21 protein-coding genes and 2 pseudogenes are annotated in these 18,237 nt (G+C 41.4%); 7 read left to right on the top strand and 16 right to left on the bottom strand.

Annotation, left to right across the window (positions count from 1 at the left end; genetic code table 11):
* Nucleotides 1-35 precede the first annotated feature (35 nt).
* The 3 genes from NXM86_RS04845 to rpmG all read right to left on the bottom strand — a co-directional run bounded on the left by NXM86_RS04845 (nt 36) and on the right by rpmG (nt 1,614).
* Nucleotides 36-815 (bottom strand): DUF92 domain-containing protein, encoded by a 780-nt coding sequence (locus tag NXM86_RS04845; protein WP_062678746.1) that lies wholly within the window; start codon nt 813-815, stop codon nt 36-38.
* Nucleotides 808-1,377: a 5-formyltetrahydrofolate cyclo-ligase gene (locus tag NXM86_RS04840; RefSeq protein ID WP_081188107.1), complete on the bottom strand. Its 570-nt coding sequence runs from the start codon at nt 1,375-1,377 to the stop codon at nt 808-810. The genes NXM86_RS04845 and NXM86_RS04840 overlap by 8 nt, the downstream gene beginning before the upstream one ends.
* An 87-nt stretch (nt 1,378-1,464) precedes the next feature.
* A complete protein-coding gene (gene rpmG, locus NXM86_RS04835; RefSeq protein WP_015864497.1) occupies nt 1,465-1,614 on the bottom strand; it encodes a 50S ribosomal protein L33 in 150 nt (49 codons plus the stop codon).
* 161 nt (nt 1,615-1,775) lie between these two features.
* Here rpmG and NXM86_RS04830 point away from each other — a divergent pair, with 161 nt between their 5' ends.
* Both NXM86_RS04830 and NXM86_RS04825 read left to right on the top strand, forming a co-directional pair.
* Nucleotides 1,776-2,129 carry a hypothetical protein gene (locus NXM86_RS04830; protein ID WP_373467248.1) on the top strand — a complete coding sequence of 118 codons (354 nt, stop codon included), beginning with the start codon at nt 1,776-1,778 and terminating at the stop codon, nt 2,127-2,129.
* A complete protein-coding gene (locus NXM86_RS04825; RefSeq protein WP_015864499.1) occupies nt 2,126-2,575 on the top strand; it encodes an endolytic transglycosylase MltG in 450 nt (149 codons plus the stop codon). Before NXM86_RS04830 ends, NXM86_RS04825 begins: the two co-directional genes overlap by 4 nt.
* A 47-nt stretch (nt 2,576-2,622) precedes the next feature.
* Here the strand turns inward: NXM86_RS04825 and pstB are convergent.
* From pstB to sodA, 4 genes and pseudogenes are all read right to left on the bottom strand, one after another.
* Nucleotides 2,623-3,436, bottom strand: a pseudogene (gene pstB, locus NXM86_RS04820) (phosphate ABC transporter ATP-binding protein PstB).
* Nucleotides 3,437-3,664: 228 nt separating this feature from the next.
* Nucleotides 3,665-5,793: pseudogene (locus NXM86_RS04815) on the bottom strand (peptidoglycan D,D-transpeptidase FtsI family protein).
* A 92-nt stretch (nt 5,794-5,885) separates the two neighbouring features.
* Nucleotides 5,886-7,172, bottom strand: a complete 1,287-nt coding sequence (locus NXM86_RS04810) for an MFS transporter (RefSeq protein ID WP_081188103.1) — start codon at nt 7,170-7,172, stop codon at nt 5,886-5,888.
* 155 nt (nt 7,173-7,327) lie between these two features.
* The gene (gene sodA / locus NXM86_RS04805; RefSeq protein ID WP_015864503.1) at nt 7,328-7,942 is read right to left on the bottom strand and encodes a superoxide dismutase SodA; all 615 of its coding nucleotides are present in this window, start codon (nt 7,940-7,942) and stop codon (nt 7,328-7,330) included.
* Nucleotides 7,943-8,174: 232 nt separating this feature from the next.
* On the opposite strand from sodA, the gene NXM86_RS04800 reads away from it, so the two are divergent.
* Nucleotides 8,175-8,951: a DUF1189 domain-containing protein gene (locus NXM86_RS04800; protein ID WP_375216656.1), complete on the top strand. Its 777-nt coding sequence runs from the start codon at nt 8,175-8,177 to the stop codon at nt 8,949-8,951.
* A gap of 28 nt (nt 8,952-8,979) precedes the next feature.
* Here the strand turns inward: NXM86_RS04800 and pstA are convergent, their stop codons facing one another.
* Genes pstA through NXM86_RS04785 form a run of 3 tightly spaced genes read right to left on the bottom strand, consistent with a single transcriptional unit; the run spans nt 8,980 to nt 11,743 of the window.
* On the bottom strand, nt 8,980-9,894 hold the full coding sequence (gene pstA, locus NXM86_RS04795; protein WP_062752923.1) for a phosphate ABC transporter permease PstA: 915 nt from the start codon (nt 9,892-9,894) through the stop codon (nt 8,980-8,982).
* A gap of 1 nt (nt 9,895) precedes the next feature.
* A complete protein-coding gene (gene pstC, locus NXM86_RS04790) occupies nt 9,896-10,786 on the bottom strand; it encodes a phosphate ABC transporter permease subunit PstC (RefSeq protein ID WP_498958688.1) in 891 nt (296 codons plus the stop codon).
* A 60-nt stretch (nt 10,787-10,846) separates the two neighbouring features.
* Nucleotides 10,847-11,743: a phosphate ABC transporter substrate-binding protein PstS family protein gene (locus tag NXM86_RS04785; RefSeq protein WP_015864507.1), complete on the bottom strand. Its 897-nt coding sequence runs from the start codon at nt 11,741-11,743 to the stop codon at nt 10,847-10,849.
* Nucleotides 11,744-11,919: 176 nt separating this feature from the next.
* Between NXM86_RS04785 and yqfZ the strand changes: the two genes are divergently transcribed.
* Both yqfZ and ispG read left to right on the top strand, forming a co-directional pair.
* Nucleotides 11,920-12,249, top strand: coding sequence for a protein YqfZ (yqfZ, locus tag NXM86_RS04780; protein WP_015864508.1), 330 nt, complete (start codon nt 11,920-11,922; stop codon nt 12,247-12,249).
* Between the two features lie 89 nt (nt 12,250-12,338).
* A complete protein-coding gene (ispG, locus tag NXM86_RS04775) occupies nt 12,339-13,430 on the top strand; it encodes a flavodoxin-dependent (E)-4-hydroxy-3-methylbut-2-enyl-diphosphate synthase (protein ID WP_498958687.1) in 1,092 nt (363 codons plus the stop codon).
* A gap of 25 nt (nt 13,431-13,455) precedes the next feature.
* Here the strand turns inward: ispG and NXM86_RS04770 are convergent, their stop codons facing one another.
* On the bottom strand, nt 13,456-13,803 hold the full coding sequence (locus NXM86_RS04770) for a membrane protein (protein WP_015864510.1): 348 nt from the start codon (nt 13,801-13,803) through the stop codon (nt 13,456-13,458).
* A gap of 260 nt (nt 13,804-14,063) precedes the next feature.
* Here NXM86_RS04770 and NXM86_RS04765 point away from each other — a divergent pair, with 260 nt between their 5' ends.
* Nucleotides 14,064-14,624, top strand: coding sequence for a nucleotidase (locus tag NXM86_RS04765; RefSeq protein WP_015864511.1), 561 nt, complete (start codon nt 14,064-14,066; stop codon nt 14,622-14,624).
* Between the two features lie 22 nt (nt 14,625-14,646).
* On the opposite strand, the gene zur is transcribed toward NXM86_RS04765, so the two are convergent.
* The 4 genes from zur to NXM86_RS04745 form a co-directional block, all read right to left on the bottom strand.
* Nucleotides 14,647-15,072: a zinc uptake transcriptional repressor Zur gene (zur, locus tag NXM86_RS04760; protein ID WP_062752930.1), complete on the bottom strand. Its 426-nt coding sequence runs from the start codon at nt 15,070-15,072 to the stop codon at nt 14,647-14,649.
* Between the two features lie 6 nt (nt 15,073-15,078).
* Nucleotides 15,079-15,912, bottom strand: coding sequence for a metal ABC transporter permease (locus NXM86_RS04755; protein ID WP_015864513.1), 834 nt, complete (start codon nt 15,910-15,912; stop codon nt 15,079-15,081).
* A 15-nt stretch (nt 15,913-15,927) separates the two neighbouring features.
* Nucleotides 15,928-16,686, bottom strand: a complete 759-nt coding sequence (locus NXM86_RS04750) for a metal ABC transporter ATP-binding protein (RefSeq protein ID WP_062752932.1) — start codon at nt 16,684-16,686, stop codon at nt 15,928-15,930.
* A gap of 96 nt (nt 16,687-16,782) precedes the next feature.
* Nucleotides 16,783-16,896 carry a hypothetical protein gene (locus tag NXM86_RS04745; RefSeq protein WP_375216655.1) on the bottom strand — a complete coding sequence of 38 codons (114 nt, stop codon included), beginning with the start codon at nt 16,894-16,896 and terminating at the stop codon, nt 16,783-16,785.
* A 147-nt stretch (nt 16,897-17,043) separates the two neighbouring features.
* Here NXM86_RS04745 and NXM86_RS04740 point away from each other — a divergent pair, with 147 nt between their 5' ends.
* On the top strand, nt 17,044-17,310 hold the full coding sequence (locus NXM86_RS04740) for a DUF2624 domain-containing protein (protein WP_015864515.1): 267 nt from the start codon (nt 17,044-17,046) through the stop codon (nt 17,308-17,310).
* 12 nt (nt 17,311-17,322) lie between these two features.
* On the opposite strand, the gene NXM86_RS04735 is transcribed toward NXM86_RS04740, so the two are convergent.
* Nucleotides 17,323-18,219 carry a deoxyribonuclease IV gene (locus NXM86_RS04735; RefSeq protein WP_015864516.1) on the bottom strand — a complete coding sequence of 299 codons (897 nt, stop codon included), beginning with the start codon at nt 18,217-18,219 and terminating at the stop codon, nt 17,323-17,325.
* Nucleotides 18,220-18,237: the final 18 nt, after the last annotated feature.

The raw sequence follows: 18,237 nt of genomic DNA, 5'->3' as shown, positions 1-18,237 counted from the left end.
AGCAAAAAACGGGCCATAAAATGGACCGTTTTTGATCATTTGCCAAGATAAATAACAAAAACATAAATAATCGTAGAACATGCAATCGATAAAACATTTACAACATCATTGTTTACAAAGCGGCTCCCTTTTATGTGCACGGTTTTTTGCCCGCAATGTTCCTTTCGTTCTGTTTTGAGACCGCATACCGGACAGCGATAAACAGTCTGCCAAGCCGCGCCGAACAATGTATCAAAAAAACTGCCGAGCCATCCAAAAAACGCTACCGTCATAATGGAAATGTTGTCCCATTGAAAAGCACTTGCAAAGCCGATAAAAGCAGCTCCCAAAAAAGCGGCAATCGTACCTAATAACGTTACCGCGCCCGATGTTCCGACTTCCGCTTTTTTGAAATTCGGCAATAACCTCGGAGCTTGCCGGCTTAAACTGCCGATTTCCGATGCCCACGTATCCGCGTTTGCAGCGGCGATGGAAATAATAAAGAGGTTAAGCCAAAGCGGCGATGGATTCAAAATGGAAAGAAAACTGATCAGTGCGGGAACTCCCCCGTTTGCAAATACTTGTATATAGTCGCGACATTCTCCTTTTTCTACTTTCTCCATCAGTTGCTGTTTTCTCTTTTTGCCAATCTTACTCCAGATGCTAGAACTAACGAAAAATATACCTAATAATATCATTCCTTTCCAGGAAAACCCTTTTCCAACGATTGTTCCAACAAGCACTGCTGCTATTGCGCCGGAAATGGAAAGGGAACGAATAAAATAGCCGCCAATCGCCACAATAGCGGAAGCAAATACGTATAACCATTCATTCATTACATCTTATAACTCCTTCGTTTGTAATAATCAATTGAACAGGGATGTCATGTTCTTCTACAGGGAGAGAGTCCATCACTTGAAATGAATAAGCTAATGAAATCGTTGGAACGGATACATGCCGCAAATAGCGGTCATAATACCCCCCTCCATATCCAATGCGATAGCCATTTTTTGAAAAACATATTCCAGGAACGACCATTATATCCATATCATTTCCTTTGACTTCGTCCGTGATCTTTTCAATCGGCTCCCACAGGCCAAAATAAGCAGACTCCAATTGAGAAAAAGATTGAATTTTCCGAAATACCATCGTTTTTGTTGCCGGATCGCATTTCGGTACGCCCACCGTTTTGCCTTCACGCCATGCTCGTTCAATAATTGGTTTTGTGTCCACTTCTTTTTCCTTGGAAATAGTAATGCCGATTGTTTTTGCGCTTTTCCATAACGGAAGCCTATACAATCTATCCGCGATTTGTTTATCATATGCTTGTTTTTCTTCATCGGTTAATTGTTGCAATTTTGCTTTTATCATCTTGCGAATTTGCTTCTTTTCCTCCATCTCCTTTTCCTCCTTCACCGGCATCCATCCGCCTAGTATAATGAAACAGAAAAAGACAAAAAGCAGCAGGAATCAATTTCCTACTGCTTACTTCGTTTCACGATGAGGTACCGCCTTTTTGCATCTTGGACAATATTTTTTTAATTCGAGACGGTCAGGATTATTGCGTTTATTTTTCGATGTAATATAGTTACGTTCACCGCATTCTGTGCAAGCTAGTGTAACGTTAACACGCATGTTTCTTCCCTCCAAACTATAATAACTTATAATCAGACTTTTCTATGATAGCATTTTTTTATGTCGATTTCCACATCTAATTTACGCTTTTTACAAATTATCAATTAAGTATTTATCGAAAAAACAAACCTATGATATAGTGAAATGGGGTGATGAGCATAATGGAATACATCATGATAGGCCTTATCGTCTTCTCTATTTTTCTTTTTTTTATTTCTTTTCTCGCAAAAGACAATATAAAACAAATGGAAGAACAGCTTGATCATCTTACACTATCATTCGCACAAGAATCATATCAATTGAAAAAACGATTGCAAGTATTAGAAGAAGAATTGTTAATTCATCATGAAAATCCGACGCATATCGCTTCGGCTCATGACAGCGATCGATCCACTTTAACCAAAAATCGTGTATTTACGCTCTATAAGCAAGGTCTTTCTTATGAACAAATCGCCCGCGAAACCGCCCTTACAACAGAAGAAGTGCGCATGATTTTAAGGGGACTGGCACGATGATGACGAAGCAGACAATACGCGCGATTGCTCTTGGAATGTTATTTGCCACTTCCGTAATCGGCGCTGCTTACTACATGGAATTCGACACATTGACAGCGACAAAACTTCATGACGCACTGAAAAAAGAAGGGCTGATTGCAATCAGTGAATCAGAATATAAAAGGTTAAAAGAAGCAGCTAAACAGGATAATCCTGCTTCTGTTTCCGACCATCCACCTTCATCCAAAACCATATATGTTTACTTTCTTACGATTCAAAAAGGCGAAGTGCCAAACGACTTCGCACAAAAGTTAGAAGATGCTCATATTATTTCCGATGCTAACGCATTTGTAACCTATTTAGAAACACATGGGCTGACTCGCTACGTTCGCGCCGGCACTTACAAAGTACATAGCGGTATGAGTTACGAAGAAATAGGCGATCTAATCACGAACAAATCCAAATAAAAATGGGGTTACTCCCTAAAACAAGGGAATAACCCCATTTTCGATTTTTATCCAAATCGTCCTGTAATATAATCTTCTGTTCGTTTATCTCTCGGATTCGAAAACAATTGGTGCGTATCTCCAAATTCGATGACTTCCCCGTTTAGGAAAAATGCCGTTTTATCCGAAATACGCGCCGCTTGCTGCATATTATGAGTAACGATAATAATGCTATAGTTTTCTTTCAGCTGTTGCATCAATTCTTCAATTTTCGCCGTTGACACTGGGTCCAATGCGGAAGTAGGCTCATCCATCAAAATAACATCCGGCTCAACCGCTAAACAGCGAGCGATGCATAGCCGTTGTTGCTGTCCTCCCGAAAGCATATGCGCATGCTCATGAAGGCGATCTTTTACTTCATCCCAAAGCGCTGCGGCACGTAAACTTTTCTCGACAATGTCGTCTAACACGCTTTTATTTCGTATTCCATGAATGCGTGGACCGTAAGCAACATTATCATAAATGGATTTAGGGAACGGGTTTGGGTTTTTGGAAAACCATTCCGACGCTCGCGCGCAATTCTTCAACATGGTAAGAACGATCAAAAATATTGCGGCCGCGATAGCTGATTTCCCCAGTAATGCGGACATTTGGCGATAATTCAATCATTCGGTTTAACGTTTTAACGTAAGTGGATTTGCCGCAACCAGATGGACCGATAATTGCCGTAATTTCGTTTTCATAAAAAGATAAGTTAATATTTTTTAAAGCGTGATGCTCTCCGTACCATACGTTTAGTTGGTTTGTATGATATACCATCTCCTTTTTCGCGGTTTCTCTTATATTCATATGAGGCCGTTCCATTATTACTGTTACACCCATAAATGTCTCCCCTTTTATTTTGCTATAAAAAGGTAAAACCCGCCTTTAATTCACTATCGTTTTCACTAAAAACGTTTCTATCGCTCACTTATTTTCACTAAGCCTCTAAACTTAGGATACACCGGAACTATTAACGGCATTTTAATTAAATGTTAAGCTTTTGTTAAGGAAAATTTTAAAAAAGAAGGCACCATACGAAACAGTGCCTTCTTTTCCGATTCATTGTTGTTATTCATTTTCGTCCGTGTTTGTCTCTATATCTCCGCTTGTCGTATTGTTTGCAACATTTCCTTTTGCTCTCTCAGCCTTTAGCTTAAAATACGTATCTAAGATTCGTCTGCCGATTCTATTGTTAATGCCGTCGCTCTGTCCTTGCGTCGCCCAAGGAACGACAACAGCAAATGCAACGTCCGGATCGTTATAAGGAGCATATCCGACTAATGTCAAATTATATGTTGGATCATTTCGTCTGCTTTGGATCGGTCCGTCATAGAAAGCTTCCGCTGTTCCTGTTTTTCCGGCCGGCTTATATGGTGCATCGGCAAAAAACGCATACGCTGTTCCTTTCGGCTCCTGCATCACCCGGCGGAATCCTTCCTGCACCCGTTTAATATACTCCGTCTTCATATCGATCCGGTTCAATACAACCGGTTCAAAGTGTTGGACAATCGGCCCCAATTCCTTTGCGTTATCCGTCGGCTTGCGAATTTCTTTAACAATTTGCGGCTTCATCCGATAGCCGCCGTTGGCAATCGTTGATACATATTGCGCCATTTGCAGCGGGGTGTACATATCGTATTGGCCGATGGAAAGGTCTAGTAATTTCCCGGCTCCCGTTTCTTTTCCCTGAAAACCGCTAAGCTCATTTGGCAAATCAATTCCCGTCTTCACTCCCAGCCCGAATTGGCTAAAATACTTGCGAATGGTCGTGAACGCTTCCGGATTAACGCTTAACGGCCGGTGTGGGCGATACTTCCCGCCGCCGATGGCGATCACCGTTTTAAACATATATACGTTCGAGGAACGCTGCAGCGCGGTCAACTCATTGATCGTCCCCATCGTCTGCCACGATTTTTTAACGGGCGTGTCTTTGATATATAATGGTTCGTCATGGATGTAAGTATTTGGACGCAATACTCCTGTTTGAAAGCCCGACAGCACCGTCGCACCTTTTACTGCCGATCCCATGGCATATGCCGAGGTGATGTTGCCAATAGCAAAATCAACAAATTGTGTTTTTCCATTTTCACCTTTTGTGAGCAGTTTTCCGGCCATGGATAAAACTTCTCCCGTTTTCGGGTTCATCATCACCACAAACGCCCGGTCAAGCAAAGGAGAATTTCCTTTTCGCTTTGTCGCCATGATTTCTTCCTCGATGATGTTTTCCACCTGCTTCTGAAGTTCGATGTCGATCGTCAGTACAAGATCCTTCCCGCGCTCTCCGTCATATATTTGCTCTATCGAAGTCACATTGCCGGACTTGTCGACGACATTTTTGATTTTTGCCTTTTTGCCGTGCAATACACCTTCAAATTGCGCTTCAAGGTAGCTTTTCCCAACGCGTTCATTGCGGCTGTAGTCACGCGCCAAAAAATAGTCGAGCCGTTCGCGCGGAACTCCCTCATCATCTTTCGTCACATTGCCTAGTACAGAACGAAACGTATTGCCATACACATAATGTCGTTTCCAGTCAACCGTGGTATTTACCCCTGGAAGCTCCTCGAGGTGTTCGCTGACAACAGCGTACTCTCTATTCGTTACGCCCTCATTCTTCACCATTTGCGGAGTTAGCGCATATCCGCTGTCCATCTCATGTTTGATTGCGATAATTTCTAATTCTTTTTTTGTAATCTCGCGCAAATCATCTGGTGTAATTCGTTTTAATGTGAGCTCATATATTTTTTTATCGATTTCTTTTTGTGACAATCCTTGTTTTTCTAATCGTTCTCGTTCTTTTTTACTTACTTTTTTCTCTGCTTTTTCTTTTCGTGTTAAAATCCAATAATCTTTCATATCACGTTCCGTAACTTTGTCAACTGGTTTGTTGATATATTTAGCCAATTTGCGTGCAACTTCGAGCGTATCTTCTGGTTTCGTCGTTTTGGAACGCGTATATGTAATGGCATTTCTCGGAATATTATCCACAATGACGCGATGAAAACGGTCGTAAATTTTTCCGCGTGGCACTGGGGTGCTGACAATTTCATCCTCCGTACGCTCTGCCTCTTTCCGGTAATATTCCCCATAAACGATTTGTACGACACCAAGCCGTAAAATAAGTGCCGAAAACAGCAAAACACAACAAAAAAAAGTATGTTCAATCGAAACGGCACTTGTGCTCTTTTTTTCTTTTTCAACTAGCCTCCTCCTCTTCTTTTAGCACTTGCTTTTTATTGTAAAAGAAAGATGGCAACTTTTCTAGAAAAAAACCATGGGAAAAGAGGGCTGCCTATGCTGGAGAGCCCCCTTCTTCATTCGCCAACTTTGGTGAAATAAACGGATGCCTTTCTTCATTCGTTCCTCTGCCATCTAAATGAATATGTCGTACAAATAAATAAATGATGAAATGCCCTGCGCCAAGTATTAACATTAAAATCGATATTCCTGTTCTTTCGTCAAACAATGTAATCGCAGTTAAAAAAGCGAGAATGGATACGATACGCCCGCCGTTTAAAAACAACTCGCGGACAACGATATACTCAATTCGCATTTCTGCCGATTTCCAGCTTCTCCCTATCACATCAAACGTCAATGACGAATACGGAACGAGCAATAGAGGATAAGCGATGGCAATCGCAATCGCATATAAGATCAAGCGCGGATAGGAGACATGAAAAACGATAAGAAAAACAGCCCCATATAACAATAAGCCGCCACATAAAATCGCTTTTTTTCGATATTTCCGTTTCATCAACCTGGAAACAATATAGTAGGCAATAAATGATGTCAGCGAGTTCACGAAGCCAAATTTTCCTAATGCCATCTCACTTTTCGAAGTGATATACACTAATACGGAAATAACGAACATAAACGTTCCTTCGCGCAACCCTTGGAAAAAATGAGCGTTCGTAATCAACCGCCAATTTTTATTATAACGCCGTTCTTTTAAAATGCGAAGAAATAAATAATTTCCTTTCGCGGGGCGTCGTTTGAGAAAAAAACTGCAAATGACAGCAATAACAAACAATCCAAGTGAAATAGAAAAGATAAACGTATATCCTTTCGTATTTGCCAATGAAGAAATAATATATCCCGCAACGATCGGGCCAATCATTCCAGCCATAGAAGTAAGAATCCCGAAAAACCCGTTAAAAAAATCGCGAGTTTCCGGTTCGGTAATTTCAAATGTCAATACATTAAAAGCAAGCCAATAAAATCCATAGCCGATACCTAAAAGCGCACCCAGCACGATCAAGTAGTTATGGGCGCGACTTCCGGCAAGCAACACGGTAATAAAAAAAATCGCCAAAAACGATACGCCTAAACGCAATACAATAATGCGGTCCACTTTTTTAGCCAATTTTCCAGCGAAAATAAACGTCAGCGGCTGCAATGTAACAACGGACAAATTGTATAGCGCTAAATCACGAAACTCCCCAGACTGTTTCCATAAATACACATTGACAAACGTATTGGAAAGCGCAACACTCAATGCATAAAATCCGCCGATGCACAGCAGCAACACTAAGTCCCGAGTAATTTGTTCTTGACCAGTAATTTTTTTGATGATTGCCATGATAAACTCCCCTTTTTCGTCTAAAGGGTAGTGTTGCAAATTTTCGTTGTTCTATGCATCGGGGACGGAAAAAGCACTTATCCCTTGCAAAAACAAAAAAACCGGGCTAAAAGCATCCTCTACTTTTAGCCCAGTCCGTACGCTTCAGCAGTTCATTATTTCGCTTTTGCTTCGCTGTAGCGTCTTGCTACTTCGTCCCAGTTGACAATGTTCCAGAATGCGGCAATGTATTCTGGACGACGGTTTTGATATTTTAAGTAATATGCATGCTCCCAAACGTCTAAACCAAGAATTGGCGTTTTTCCTTCCATTAATGGAGAGTCTTGGTTTGGAGTGCTTGTCACTTCAAGCTCACCGTTGTTGACAACAAGCCAAGCCCAACCAGAACCGAAGCGAGTTGCAGCTGCTTTTGTAAATTCTTCTTTAAACGCAGCAAAGCTGCCAAATTTTTTGTTAATCGCATCTGCTAGTTCGCCTGTTGGCTCACCGCCGCCGTTTGGCGAAAGAATCGTCCAGAATAGAGAGTGGTTAGCATGTCCGCCGCCATTATTGCGAACTGCTGTGCGAATGCTTTCTGGAAGTGCTTCCAAATTGCTGAGCAGTTCCTCAATCGATTTGTTTTGTAAGTCCGCATGTCCTTCTAAAGCGGCATTTAGGTTTGTGACATAAGTGTTATGGTGTTTTGTGTGGTGAATGTTCATTGTTTCCTTGTCAATGTGTGGCTCTAACGCATCATAAGCATAAGGCAATTGCGGTAATTCGAAAGCCATATTAACTCCTCCTTTTTTGTTTTTATGTATCCGAACGCAAAATATAGTATAACCACTGTGCGTTCGTTTAAAATTAGCTTACCAAAATTGCCACAATGTTTCAATTTATTTGCTTGTAACTCCTAGGAACAGAAACGTTCCTAGGGAGATTTTTTATACGTGCGTCTTTAGTTGAATTATCAACGCGCACAATATACAATGAACAATGGAGGACAGGAAGGATGTGTCAAGGATGAATATGTTTGCGCAGCTATGGAAAAGTTTATATTCCCCGAAAGATATCGCACGTTTTCGCTTTCAAGGAATTGGAAAAACCATTGGATATGTATTTTTGTTAACCTTTCTTTCAATCCTGCCGATGGCCTATTACTTAACCACTTCTTTTGTCGAAGGAATTCGTAATACAAGCGCTCTTTTACAAAATGAACTCCCTTCGTTTACGATTGAAAACGGTCAATTGCATTCTTCTGCAAAAGAGCCCATTCATATTGATCAGCACGGCTTTACCATTATTTTTGACAGCACCGGCCAAGTAACAAAAGAAGACGTAGAGCGCTTTAGCAACGCCATCGGGCTTTTAAAACACGAAGCTGTATTAGTCGCCAATCATCAACCACAATATTATAGCTATTCTACGTTTCCAGATATAAAAATAACAGACGAAGATGTCCATTCCTTTATCGAAACCTTGCAGTCACTGCTGCCTGTTTTCATTCCGTTGTCGCTTCTTATTATTTATTTATTCGCAAGCGCGAGCAAATTTATTGGCATCTGTATTCTCGCCTTCTTCGGATTAATTTTGCGCAGCACTCTTGATAAAAAACTACAATATCGCCATACTTGGATTATGTCAGCATATGCCGTTACTTTATCAACGGTGTTTTTCACGGTTATGGAGGCGCTGCAAACCGTTGTGCCATATGCTCCATTTATTCATTGGTTCGTCTCGATTGCCGTGCTATTTTTGGCAATGAAAGAAGTTCCTTCCGCAAAACCGCAAAACGAATAGGCCGCTATCGGCAACGATAGTGGCCTTTTTATGCAGCGTTACTCATCTTTTTTTTGGTTCGGCGACTCCCCGAAAAATAGCGTTGCAATGCAGCGGAGGCAAAACGAGCGGTAATATTAAACAAAAGAACCATAATAACAAGTATCGCTGCGGATTTCGCCGCAATTATTTTCGCATCTGGAACAATTCCCTCTGAATTTAATTTCCAAATGTGTACGGTTAACGTTTCTGCCGGCCGAAAAACATTCAATGGGTGTGCTTTGCTCGATAAATCGGCAGCAAAGTTTAATAACGGTGTCGTTAATCCTGCGGTATAAATTAATGCGGCTGCCTCGCCAAAAATTCGCCCCGCTGCTAAAATGACCCCTGTCATGATTTGCGGAAGCGCAGCCGGAAGAATTACTTTCACTAACGTTTGCCACCGCGTCGCTCCTAACCCAAGACTAGCTTCCTTTATGCTCGAGGGAACATCTAAAATCGCATTCTCACATATACGCGTCAATCCTGGCAAGTTTAATATGGTAATCGCCAACGCGCCGCCAATTAACGTGTAGCCCCATCCTGTTAGCGTCACAAACGCCAATAATCCAAACAATCCAACGACAATCGATGGGAGAGATGCCATCGTTTCGATGCACAACCGAATAAAATTAAGCATTCTTCCTTGTTTGGCATATTCCGCCAAATAAATTCCCGCTCCTAATCCTAATGGAACAGAAATCAATAACGTAATAACAAGCATATAAAGCGAGTTAATAAGCTGAGGACCAACTCCTCCACCTGCTTGCGTATTGCTTGGTTTTCCAAACAGAAAATCTGGCTGCCAAAATCCCCAGCCTTTTGACAAAACCGTCACAAAAAAGAAGATAAGCAAACTAATGACGAAAGCAGCAATCACATAAAATATGCCCGTCCAAATTTTATCGACCACTCTCGATCTCATATTATCGTTCCCCTCTTTGTCCGATCATTCGTATAAGCACAATAAAGAAAAAGGAAATAAGCAGCAAAATCATCGCCAATGTCCACAACGCATTGTTCCAAGCAGTACCGTTTATCGTATTAGCCATATCCATCGTTAAAATTCCGGTTAATGTCGCTGTTGGGCTATATAATCCTGAAGGAAGTTTCACCGTGTTTCCGATCACCATTTGCACCGCTAATGCTTCGCCGAACGCTCTCGCTAACCCAAGGACGATGCCAGTTAAAATTCCCGTTTTTGCTGCGGGAACGATGACTCGGCTAATCGCCTGCCATCTCGTTGAACCAAGTCCGTATGACGCTTCCAAGTAAGAAAACGGAACACTGTTCAGCGCATCTGACGTGATGCTTGTGATCGTCGGTAAAATCATTACACTTAATACGATAATTCCAGCTAACAAACTAAATCCCACGCCGCCAAACCATTCACGAAGAAGCGGAACAAGAATCGTAACACCTAACCAACCGTAAACGACGGACGGAATGCCGACAAGCAGCTCCAATACTGGTTTTAATACGGACGAACCGAATTTTGGAGAAATAAAATGCATGAAAATAGCAAGAGCGATCGCAATCGGCGTGCTTAACAACACCGCTCCAATCGATACAAGCGTTGACCCAACGATAAAAATAACGGCTCCATATTTCGGCTGCGAATCACTTGGCCTCCACTCTGTCGAGAACAGCATTTCCTTCAGAGAAATTCCTCTTTCCGTAAATGACTGGATTCCTTTGCCACAAATAAACGCAATAATAGAAAGAGTAGTAATAACGATCAAGAGACCACAAAAAGTTACTAGGATCCTTCCTATATATTCGTTTTTCCAATAATTGAGCTTTCTTTTCTCTTTCATTCTTCCATCACCTCATGAAGCACAAGACTGGCTAAACGATGTAGCCAGCCTTTAATGGAATTACTCTAATTCAGGCATAGGAATGTAGCCCATTTCTTTTACTTTCGGAGCAAATTCTTTGCTTTTCACGTATTCGATAAATCCGCGCACTGCATCTTTCGGCTCGCCTTTTGTAATCATGTATTCATAAGACCAGAAAGGATACTTTTCCGTTTTGATATTTTCGATCGTTGGTTCTACACCATCGATTTTTAACGTTTTTAAATCTTTCTTTTCACCGATTAAGTAGGACATCGCAACATAACTAATCGATCCCGGCGTTGAGTTAATCGCTTGTTCGACCGCACCATTGGAATCTTGAACAGTTCCAATCGCTTCGTTTATTTTTACGTCTTTCATCACCGTTTTTTCAAAAGTAGCACGTGTTCCAGAGGAAGCAGGACGATTAATGACGTTAATTTTTTCGTCTTTTCCGCCAACATCTTTCCAGTTTGTAATTTTTCCAGAGAAAATATCTTGAATTTGTTGTACTGTTAAAGAATCAACATTGACATCTTTATTCACTACAAGGGCAAAAGCAATTCCTGCTACTTTATGATCGATAAGCTCTCCAGCTTTTGATTTATCTTCCAGCTTTTCTGCAGATGGAACATCCGAGTTTCCGATTTGTACAGCACCAGCAGCAACTTGGTTAACGCCTGTTCCGCTTCCTCCCCCTTGTACAGTAATCGAAACATCAGGGTATTTTTCCATAAATTGATTTGCTGCTTCTTCAGCAAGCGGTTGAAGAGCGGTTGATCCAGCTAACGTAATCGTTCCAGAATACGATTCTTCTTGCTTTGTTTCTGTGTTTCCGGAATTTTCCCCTGTTGTGTTATCCGATTTTCCGCACCCCGCAAGCATCCCCGTTATTAACAATGCAGCAATTCCGAATCTGATTGGTTTCTTCCGCATCATCGATTGACCCTCCCAATTATTTTCTGTTGCCCATGTACATGTTCATTGTAACGAACGAGTTTTATGCCTTTATTAAGCAAATGTTAAGTTTACGTAAAGAAGACAAGCATATTTTACATATTTTTTTCGGGACGAGCATACATAGTTACTAACAACGTTCATTGGAGGAATAATAGGTGAAAAAAGCAATCAGCGCCTTCGTCCTATGTCTCGCCATCTATATCATTTATTACGATGTAACAACAGGGACATTGATCGCTTCAACGAAAGCAACAGCACCCCCGGAACATACTGCAGACGCAAAAACAAACGTTCATATCCCGTATCAAATGGTAGCCGTCAAACCGGGAGATACGCTATTGTCCATTATGGAAAAGCTGCAAAACGGGTCGATTCCCGTTCCTATTGACAAGGCGATCACCGATTTTGAAGCATTAAATCCAGGTGAAAAAGCACAAACATTACAAATTGGAAAAAAATATAAAATACCGGTATACAAACATTAAGCTGCGAATTTCTTGTCAAGTGACGATAAACATTGTTACAATAGTTCAGAAAGCGGCATGAACTTGTTTCTTAAAGGAGCGAATTTCTCGTGGGTGAAATTATTCATCGTTCAAAAACTCGTCCTGTTCGCGTTGGCAATTTAACAATTGGCGGAAATAACGAGGTTATTATTCAAAGCATGACAACAACAAAAACACATGATGTAGAAGCAACAGTCGCCCAAATAAAGCGGCTTGAGGAAGCGGGATGCCAAATCGTCCGCGTTGCTTGTCCAGACGAGCGAGCGGCCAACGCCATTCCAGAAATTAAAAAGCGCATTAACATTCCGCTGGTGGCGGATATTCATTTTGACTATAAGTTAGCGCTGAAAGCAATTGAAGGCGGAGTAGACAAAATTCGCATCAATCCTGGAAATATTGGACGCCGTGAAAAAGTAGAAGCGGTCGTAAAAGCAGCAAAAGAACGCGGTGTGCCGATTCGCATTGGCGTCAATGCCGGATCGTTGGAAAAACGGATTTTGGAAAAATATGGCTATCCTACCGCTGACGGCATGGTCGAAAGCGCGTTATACCATATTCGCATTTTAGAAGAACTTGATTTCCACGATATTATCGTTTCGTTAAAAGCGTCCGATGTTCGCTTGGCGATTGAAGCATATGAAAAAGCCGCACAGGCGTTTGATTATCCGCTTCATCTTGGTATTACTGAGTCGGGTACGCTTTTTGCCGGAACGTTAAAAAGCGCGGCTGGGCTCGGTGCCATTTTAAGCAAAGGAATCGGCAATACGATTCGCGTATCGCTTAGCGCCGACCCGGTCGAAGAAGTAAAAGTCGCAAAAGAAATATTAAAGGCGTTCGGATTAGCGTCCAATGCGGCTACATTAATTTCCTGCCCAACGTGCGGACGCATTGAAATTGATTTAATCAGCATCGCTAACGAGATTGAAGAATATATTTCAAAAATTAAAGCACCAATTAAAGTCGCGGTGCTCGGGTGCGCCGTCAACGGGCCTGGCGAGGCGCGCGAAGCGGATATTGGCATCGCCGGAGCACGCGGCGAAGGCTTGCTATTCCGTCATGGCAAAATCGTCCGTAAAGTTCCAGAAGAAAAGATGGTTGAAGAATTGAAAAAAGAAGTCGACAAATTAGCGGAAGAATACTTCGCAAAACAAAAAGCTTGACGCTTCATGCGCCAAGCTTTTTACATTAATCATAAAACGGCATGATGAACAGACGGACGATAATCGCTACAACCCCAATACCGATGGCCCATGCACCTAGCGTTTCCGCACCACGCCGGCGTGCGATAAAACCGACAATAATGCCTGTTGCTCCTAATAAGACAGGCCAAATAAATAAGGAAATAATCGAAAGAGCAAGCGCTAACCAGCCTAATCCTGCTCCATTTGCTGCTTTTTCGTCCCGTTCATCATAGCGGCGAACTGGTTCTGCTATTTCTGTCGCCGTTTCTTCCATAAAATCACGTTCTGGTTCTTCTTTTCCTATTGATTGCACGTAGCTTTCGTTATACGTGCGGTTGCGATCTTCAACCATGTGCTTCCCTCGCTTTCCTTAATTAAGGAGCATTAATTAGTATGAGACGGTTATGCGAAATTATAAATGTGAATATTTTCTATGGCAAAAAGCGAATAGGAAGCATTGGATTTGTCCCAAATCGCCATCCATATCTTTTCTGACAATTACTGTGGGCTTTACTTCTGTACAACGGATCATGAACACAAAATAATGCATACTTGTCCTAATGGTGCTACAATATACATGGATGTTTGGATTAAAGGAGTGCAAAAATAAATATGAAAAAGCGGCTTGGTATTGATATTGATGGGACGGTTACTTGTCCGAGTACTTTTATTCCATATTTGAACCAATCTTTTCAGAAAAATTTAACACTGAATGACATTACCCAATATAATTTAGCTCCACTGTATGATACAACGGAAGAAGAAATGGATCGATGGATGGAAAAATACGAGGCAATGATTTACGAATGTGCTCCGCTGGCGGAACATGCGCTTGAAGTCATCAATAGCTGGAAAAACAAATATGAATTATTTTATATAAGCGCCCGAGGCAGACATTTATATGATCTGACTGAACGATGGTTTCAAATAAACGGCATTCATTATCATCATATTGAATTAATTGGTTCACACGACAAAATTGAAGCGGTAAAAACATATCATATTTCCGCCTTTTTCGAAGACAAATACGACAATGCCTGCGATATTGCCGAAGAATGCAATATTCCCGTCATTTTATTTGATACGCCGTATAATCAAGGCCCCCTTCCTAAGCAAGTGATTCGCGTCAAAGACTGGTTGGAAGCAAAGCAACATATTGAACGGCTTCTATAAATGACCAAAGGGATATCTCCTTTTATGTTGAGATATCCCTTTGGCATTCCGGGCACTTCCCATATATTTCAAATTTATGATCGGATATTTCATATCCATGCAATTGCCCTGTTAAATCGTCCATTGGGCAAACCGAAATTTCTTTTGTTTTTCCACATTCTATACAAATAAAATGATGGTGATGATGAGGTGCGCTGCATGTAAAACGGAAGTGTTTTTCTCCTGATAACTCGGTCATTTCCAAAATACCAAGTCCTACAAATAGCGATAAATTGCGATAAATCGTATCAAAACTTAATCCCGGATAATCGTCCCGTAATGCTTCTAATACATCTTTGGCAGTTAAATATTTATCGGTGTTAGCAAATAGCTGCAGCATATCTTCCCGCTTGCCAGTGTGTTTAAATCCCTTTTTTTTCATTAAGCGAATTGCTTCCTCAACATTCATCGCTCCTCATCCCCTTTTCCAATTTTTCCACATGATTACGATAAGCAAAATGAAAACAGCAAGCATAACGATCGTTCCACCAGGCGCCAAATCAAGCTGATATGACAGCAGCAAACCAGCAATAACAGATAATTCACCAAACAAAATCGAATAACCAATCGCCTGCTTAAATCCTTTTGCAATCCGAATGCTCGCCGCCACAGGAAGCGTCATTAACGAAGAAATAAGCAATACGCCGACAATCCGCATTGATGCAGCAATCACGAGCGCTACTAAAACGATAAATATAAAATGAATAAGCTTCGCACGAATGCCAGAGATCGCCGCATACTCTTCATCAAATGAAAGGAGAAATAATTCTTTATATAACAATAAAATAATGCCAATGACAACACAAGCAATGATAAATACCGTCCATACGTCTTGACGGCTCACTGCACTTACACTGCCAAACAAATAGGAAAATAAATCCGTATTAAATCCATCGGCAAGTGAAATAAAAATTACACTAAGACCAATTCCACCAGAAAGAATGATCGGAATCGCTAATTCTTGATAATGTTTATATATTGCTCGCAATTTTTCAATAAACAGTGAACCTAAAACGGAAAACCCCATTCCCACATAAAGCGGATTCCAGTTTGTAAAATAAGCAAAGCTTTTGCCCAACAGCAAACTTGCCGCAATACCGGCAAGCGTCACATGGCTGAGCGCATCGGCAATTAACGACAGACGACGGACAACAATAAATACACCGAGGAGCGGAGCAGCCAAGCCGATTAATATTCCAGCTATAAACGCGTTGCGTAAAAATTCGTATTGCCATATTGCTTCAATCATCGTGCCATTCCTCCATCAATGTTGATGAGAAAGCACATGAAGTGAATGCCCGTAAAATTGCGACAATGCCTGCTCCTCGAGCTTCTCAAATTCTTCGGCTTTCCCATGAAAATATAAATGTTTATTTAGACATGCAACATGCGTCACTTTTTTGGTAATGGTTCCAATATCATGCGTGACGAGTACAAGCGTAATGCCAAGGCGCCGGTTTAGCACATCAAGCATGTTGTAAAAACTTTGTACGTGATGAATATCAACACCAACAGTCGGCTCATCTAAAATAAGCAATTCAGGTTTGCTGACAATCGCCCGGGCAATAAATACACGCTGCTGTTGCCCGCCGGATAATTCTCCGATGTTTTGGCGGGAAAAATCGCTCATCCCAACCGCTTCAATTGCCTCCAATACCGCCTGTCTATCTTTTTTTGTAAAAAAGCGAAACATTCCGCGTTTAGCCGTTAATCCGCTTGCGACAACTTCGTACACAGTGGCAGGGAATCCGGTATTAAAGCTGTTTGCCTTTTGTGATACAAAGCCGATGCGGTGCCAATCTTTAAACGACTCGATTGGCGTCCCAAACAAATAAATATTGCCTTGCTGCGGTTTTAATACGCCTAATACGCATTTTAAAAGCGTCGATTTCCCTGATCCATTCGGACCAACGATCCCTAAAAACGCACCTTTAGGCACGGCCAAATTGATATCTTCCAACACGTTCTCTCTTTCGTACCGAAATGAGACATGTTCGATTTTCAACACATATTCTGTTTTCATTCTGTTCTCCCCTGCTAATTCAGAATAATTACGATTTAACTACGAACGTAGTATAACCGATCGAACGGCATTTGTAAATGTTAATGAATCGCCGATTTAATCTGGAATTAAATAATCTAAAATAAGCGAACTCCCGATAACCCGACCATCAATAATTCGGTTTGGGATTAAAAGCTGCTCGATCGAAAATGCCGCAAGGGAAGCTCCCAAAAAAATAAAGAAAAAATATGGCTGAGAGCCTCCTTTTTATGTTGTTTCTGTGCCAAAAAACACCCTTCTTTTTTGTTTTTATTTCATTACAATACACGTTTTGGCTCTTCATTTCATATGATGCCTATGGAAGAGGAGGAGTCGAAAATGAACCTTTATCAACAGCTGATTCAGCAAAAAATAAAAACGATCACCCCCGAGGAGCTTGTTTCATATAGTCATGATTACGACATTCCATTAACGGTGGAACAAGCGAAAAAAATTCTCCATATCGCCCGAACGAATAAAATTAATGTGTTTGATCCACAAGAACGAAAAAAATGGGTGAAAGAACTTGCCAAAATTACATCACCGCAAACCGCTAAAAAAGCAAATGAACTATTTTTAAAATTTATCAATAAAAAGGGCATCTGACTTTTGCCCTTTTTATTCATCATTCATAATTTTTGTCAACAACTCTTCATCGAATACTTGCGCGCGCAACATGGCAATTTCGTGCTTATATGGCGGTTTTTTATTGTTTTTATCCTCTCCGACATACGGTGTTTCTAAAATTTTCGGAATGTCGGCAAGCTGTGGATGATGAACGATATAGTTTAATGCGGCAAAACCGATATGTCCAAAACCGATGTTTTCGTGGCGGTCTTTCCGGCTTCCGCGCGGATTTTTGCTATCGTTAATATGGAGCACTTTAAGCCGGTCTAACCCGATAATTCGATCGAATTCTTCCAATACCCCATCAAAATCATCGACGATGTTATAACCGGCATCATGCGTATGGCACGTATCAAAGCAAACCGACAATTTTTCGTTATGGGTGACACCATCAATAATTTGGGCGAGTTCCTCAAAGCTGCGGCCGCATTCCGAACCTTTTCCCGCCATTGTTTCTAATGCGATTTGCACCGTTTGTTCACGCGTTAATACTTCATTTAACCCCTCAATAATTTTGCGGATTCCTGCTTCCGGGCCTGCCCCGACATGCGCTCCAGGATGAAGAACAATTTGTTTTGCGCCAATCGCCTCGGTCCGTTCGATTTCAGATCGCAAAAATTCTACACCGAGAGCAAACGTGTCCGGATTTTTTGTGTTGCCGATATTAATGATATATGGAGCGTGTACAACAATTTCTTCAATGCCATGCTCTTTCATATGGGCAAGCCCTGCTTCAATATTCAGCTCCTCAATTTTTTTACGCCGTGTATTTTGCGGAGCCCCCGTGTAGATCATGAACGTATTTGCTCCGTAGGAAACAGCTTCCTCACTTGCTGCAAGCAGCATCTTTTTTCCGCTCATTGACACGTGTGATCCAATTTTTAACATTTCTCTTCTCCCTTTCCT

The organism is Geobacillus sp. CX412 (assembly GCF_027942335.1).
GTDB lineage: Bacteria > Bacillota > Bacilli > Bacillales > Anoxybacillaceae > Parageobacillus_B > Parageobacillus_B toebii.
Note: the sequence above shows the minus strand (reverse complement) of the source record. Positions and strands in the feature narration are given on the sequence as shown.

Coding starts and splice junctions, on each gene's coding strand:
- NXM86_RS04845 (WP_062678746.1), bottom strand. CDS start 815: ATGAATGAATGGTTATACGTATTTGCTTCCGCTATTGTGGCGATTGGC.
- NXM86_RS04840 (WP_081188107.1), bottom strand. CDS start 1,377: ATGGAGGAAAAGAAGCAAATTCGCAAGATGATAAAAGCAAAATTGCAA.
- rpmG (WP_015864497.1), bottom strand. CDS start 1,614: ATGCGTGTTAACGTTACACTAGCTTGCACAGAATGCGGTGAACGTAAC.
- NXM86_RS04830 (WP_373467248.1), top strand. CDS start 1,776: ATGGAATACATCATGATAGGCCTTATCGTCTTCTCTATTTTTCTTTTT.
- NXM86_RS04825 (WP_015864499.1), top strand. CDS start 2,126: ATGATGACGAAGCAGACAATACGCGCGATTGCTCTTGGAATGTTATTT.
- NXM86_RS04810 (WP_081188103.1), bottom strand. CDS start 7,172: ATGGCAATCATCAAAAAAATTACTGGTCAAGAACAAATTACTCGGGAC.
- sodA (WP_015864503.1), bottom strand. CDS start 7,942: ATGGCTTTCGAATTACCGCAATTGCCTTATGCTTATGATGCGTTAGAG.
- NXM86_RS04800 (WP_375216656.1), top strand. CDS start 8,175: ATGAATATGTTTGCGCAGCTATGGAAAAGTTTATATTCCCCGAAAGAT.
- pstA (WP_062752923.1), bottom strand. CDS start 9,894: ATGAGATCGAGAGTGGTCGATAAAATTTGGACGGGCATATTTTATGTG.
- pstC (WP_498958688.1), bottom strand. CDS start 10,786: ATGAAAGAGAAAAGAAAGCTCAATTATTGGAAAAACGAATATATAGGA.
- NXM86_RS04785 (WP_015864507.1), bottom strand. CDS start 11,743: ATGATGCGGAAGAAACCAATCAGATTCGGAATTGCTGCATTGTTAATA.
- NXM86_RS04770 (WP_015864510.1), bottom strand. CDS start 13,803: ATGGTTGAAGATCGCAACCGCACGTATAACGAAAGCTACGTGCAATCA.
- NXM86_RS04765 (WP_015864511.1), top strand. CDS start 14,064: ATGAAAAAGCGGCTTGGTATTGATATTGATGGGACGGTTACTTGTCCG.
- zur (WP_062752930.1), bottom strand. CDS start 15,072: ATGAATGTTGAGGAAGCAATTCGCTTAATGAAAAAAAAGGGATTTAAA.
- NXM86_RS04755 (WP_015864513.1), bottom strand. CDS start 15,912: ATGATTGAAGCAATATGGCAATACGAATTTTTACGCAACGCGTTTATA.
- NXM86_RS04750 (WP_062752932.1), bottom strand. CDS start 16,686: ATGAAAACAGAATATGTGTTGAAAATCGAACATGTCTCATTTCGGTAC.
- NXM86_RS04740 (WP_015864515.1), top strand. CDS start 17,044: ATGAACCTTTATCAACAGCTGATTCAGCAAAAAATAAAAACGATCACC.
- NXM86_RS04735 (WP_015864516.1), bottom strand. CDS start 18,219: ATGTTAAAAATTGGATCACACGTGTCAATGAGCGGAAAAAAGATGCTG.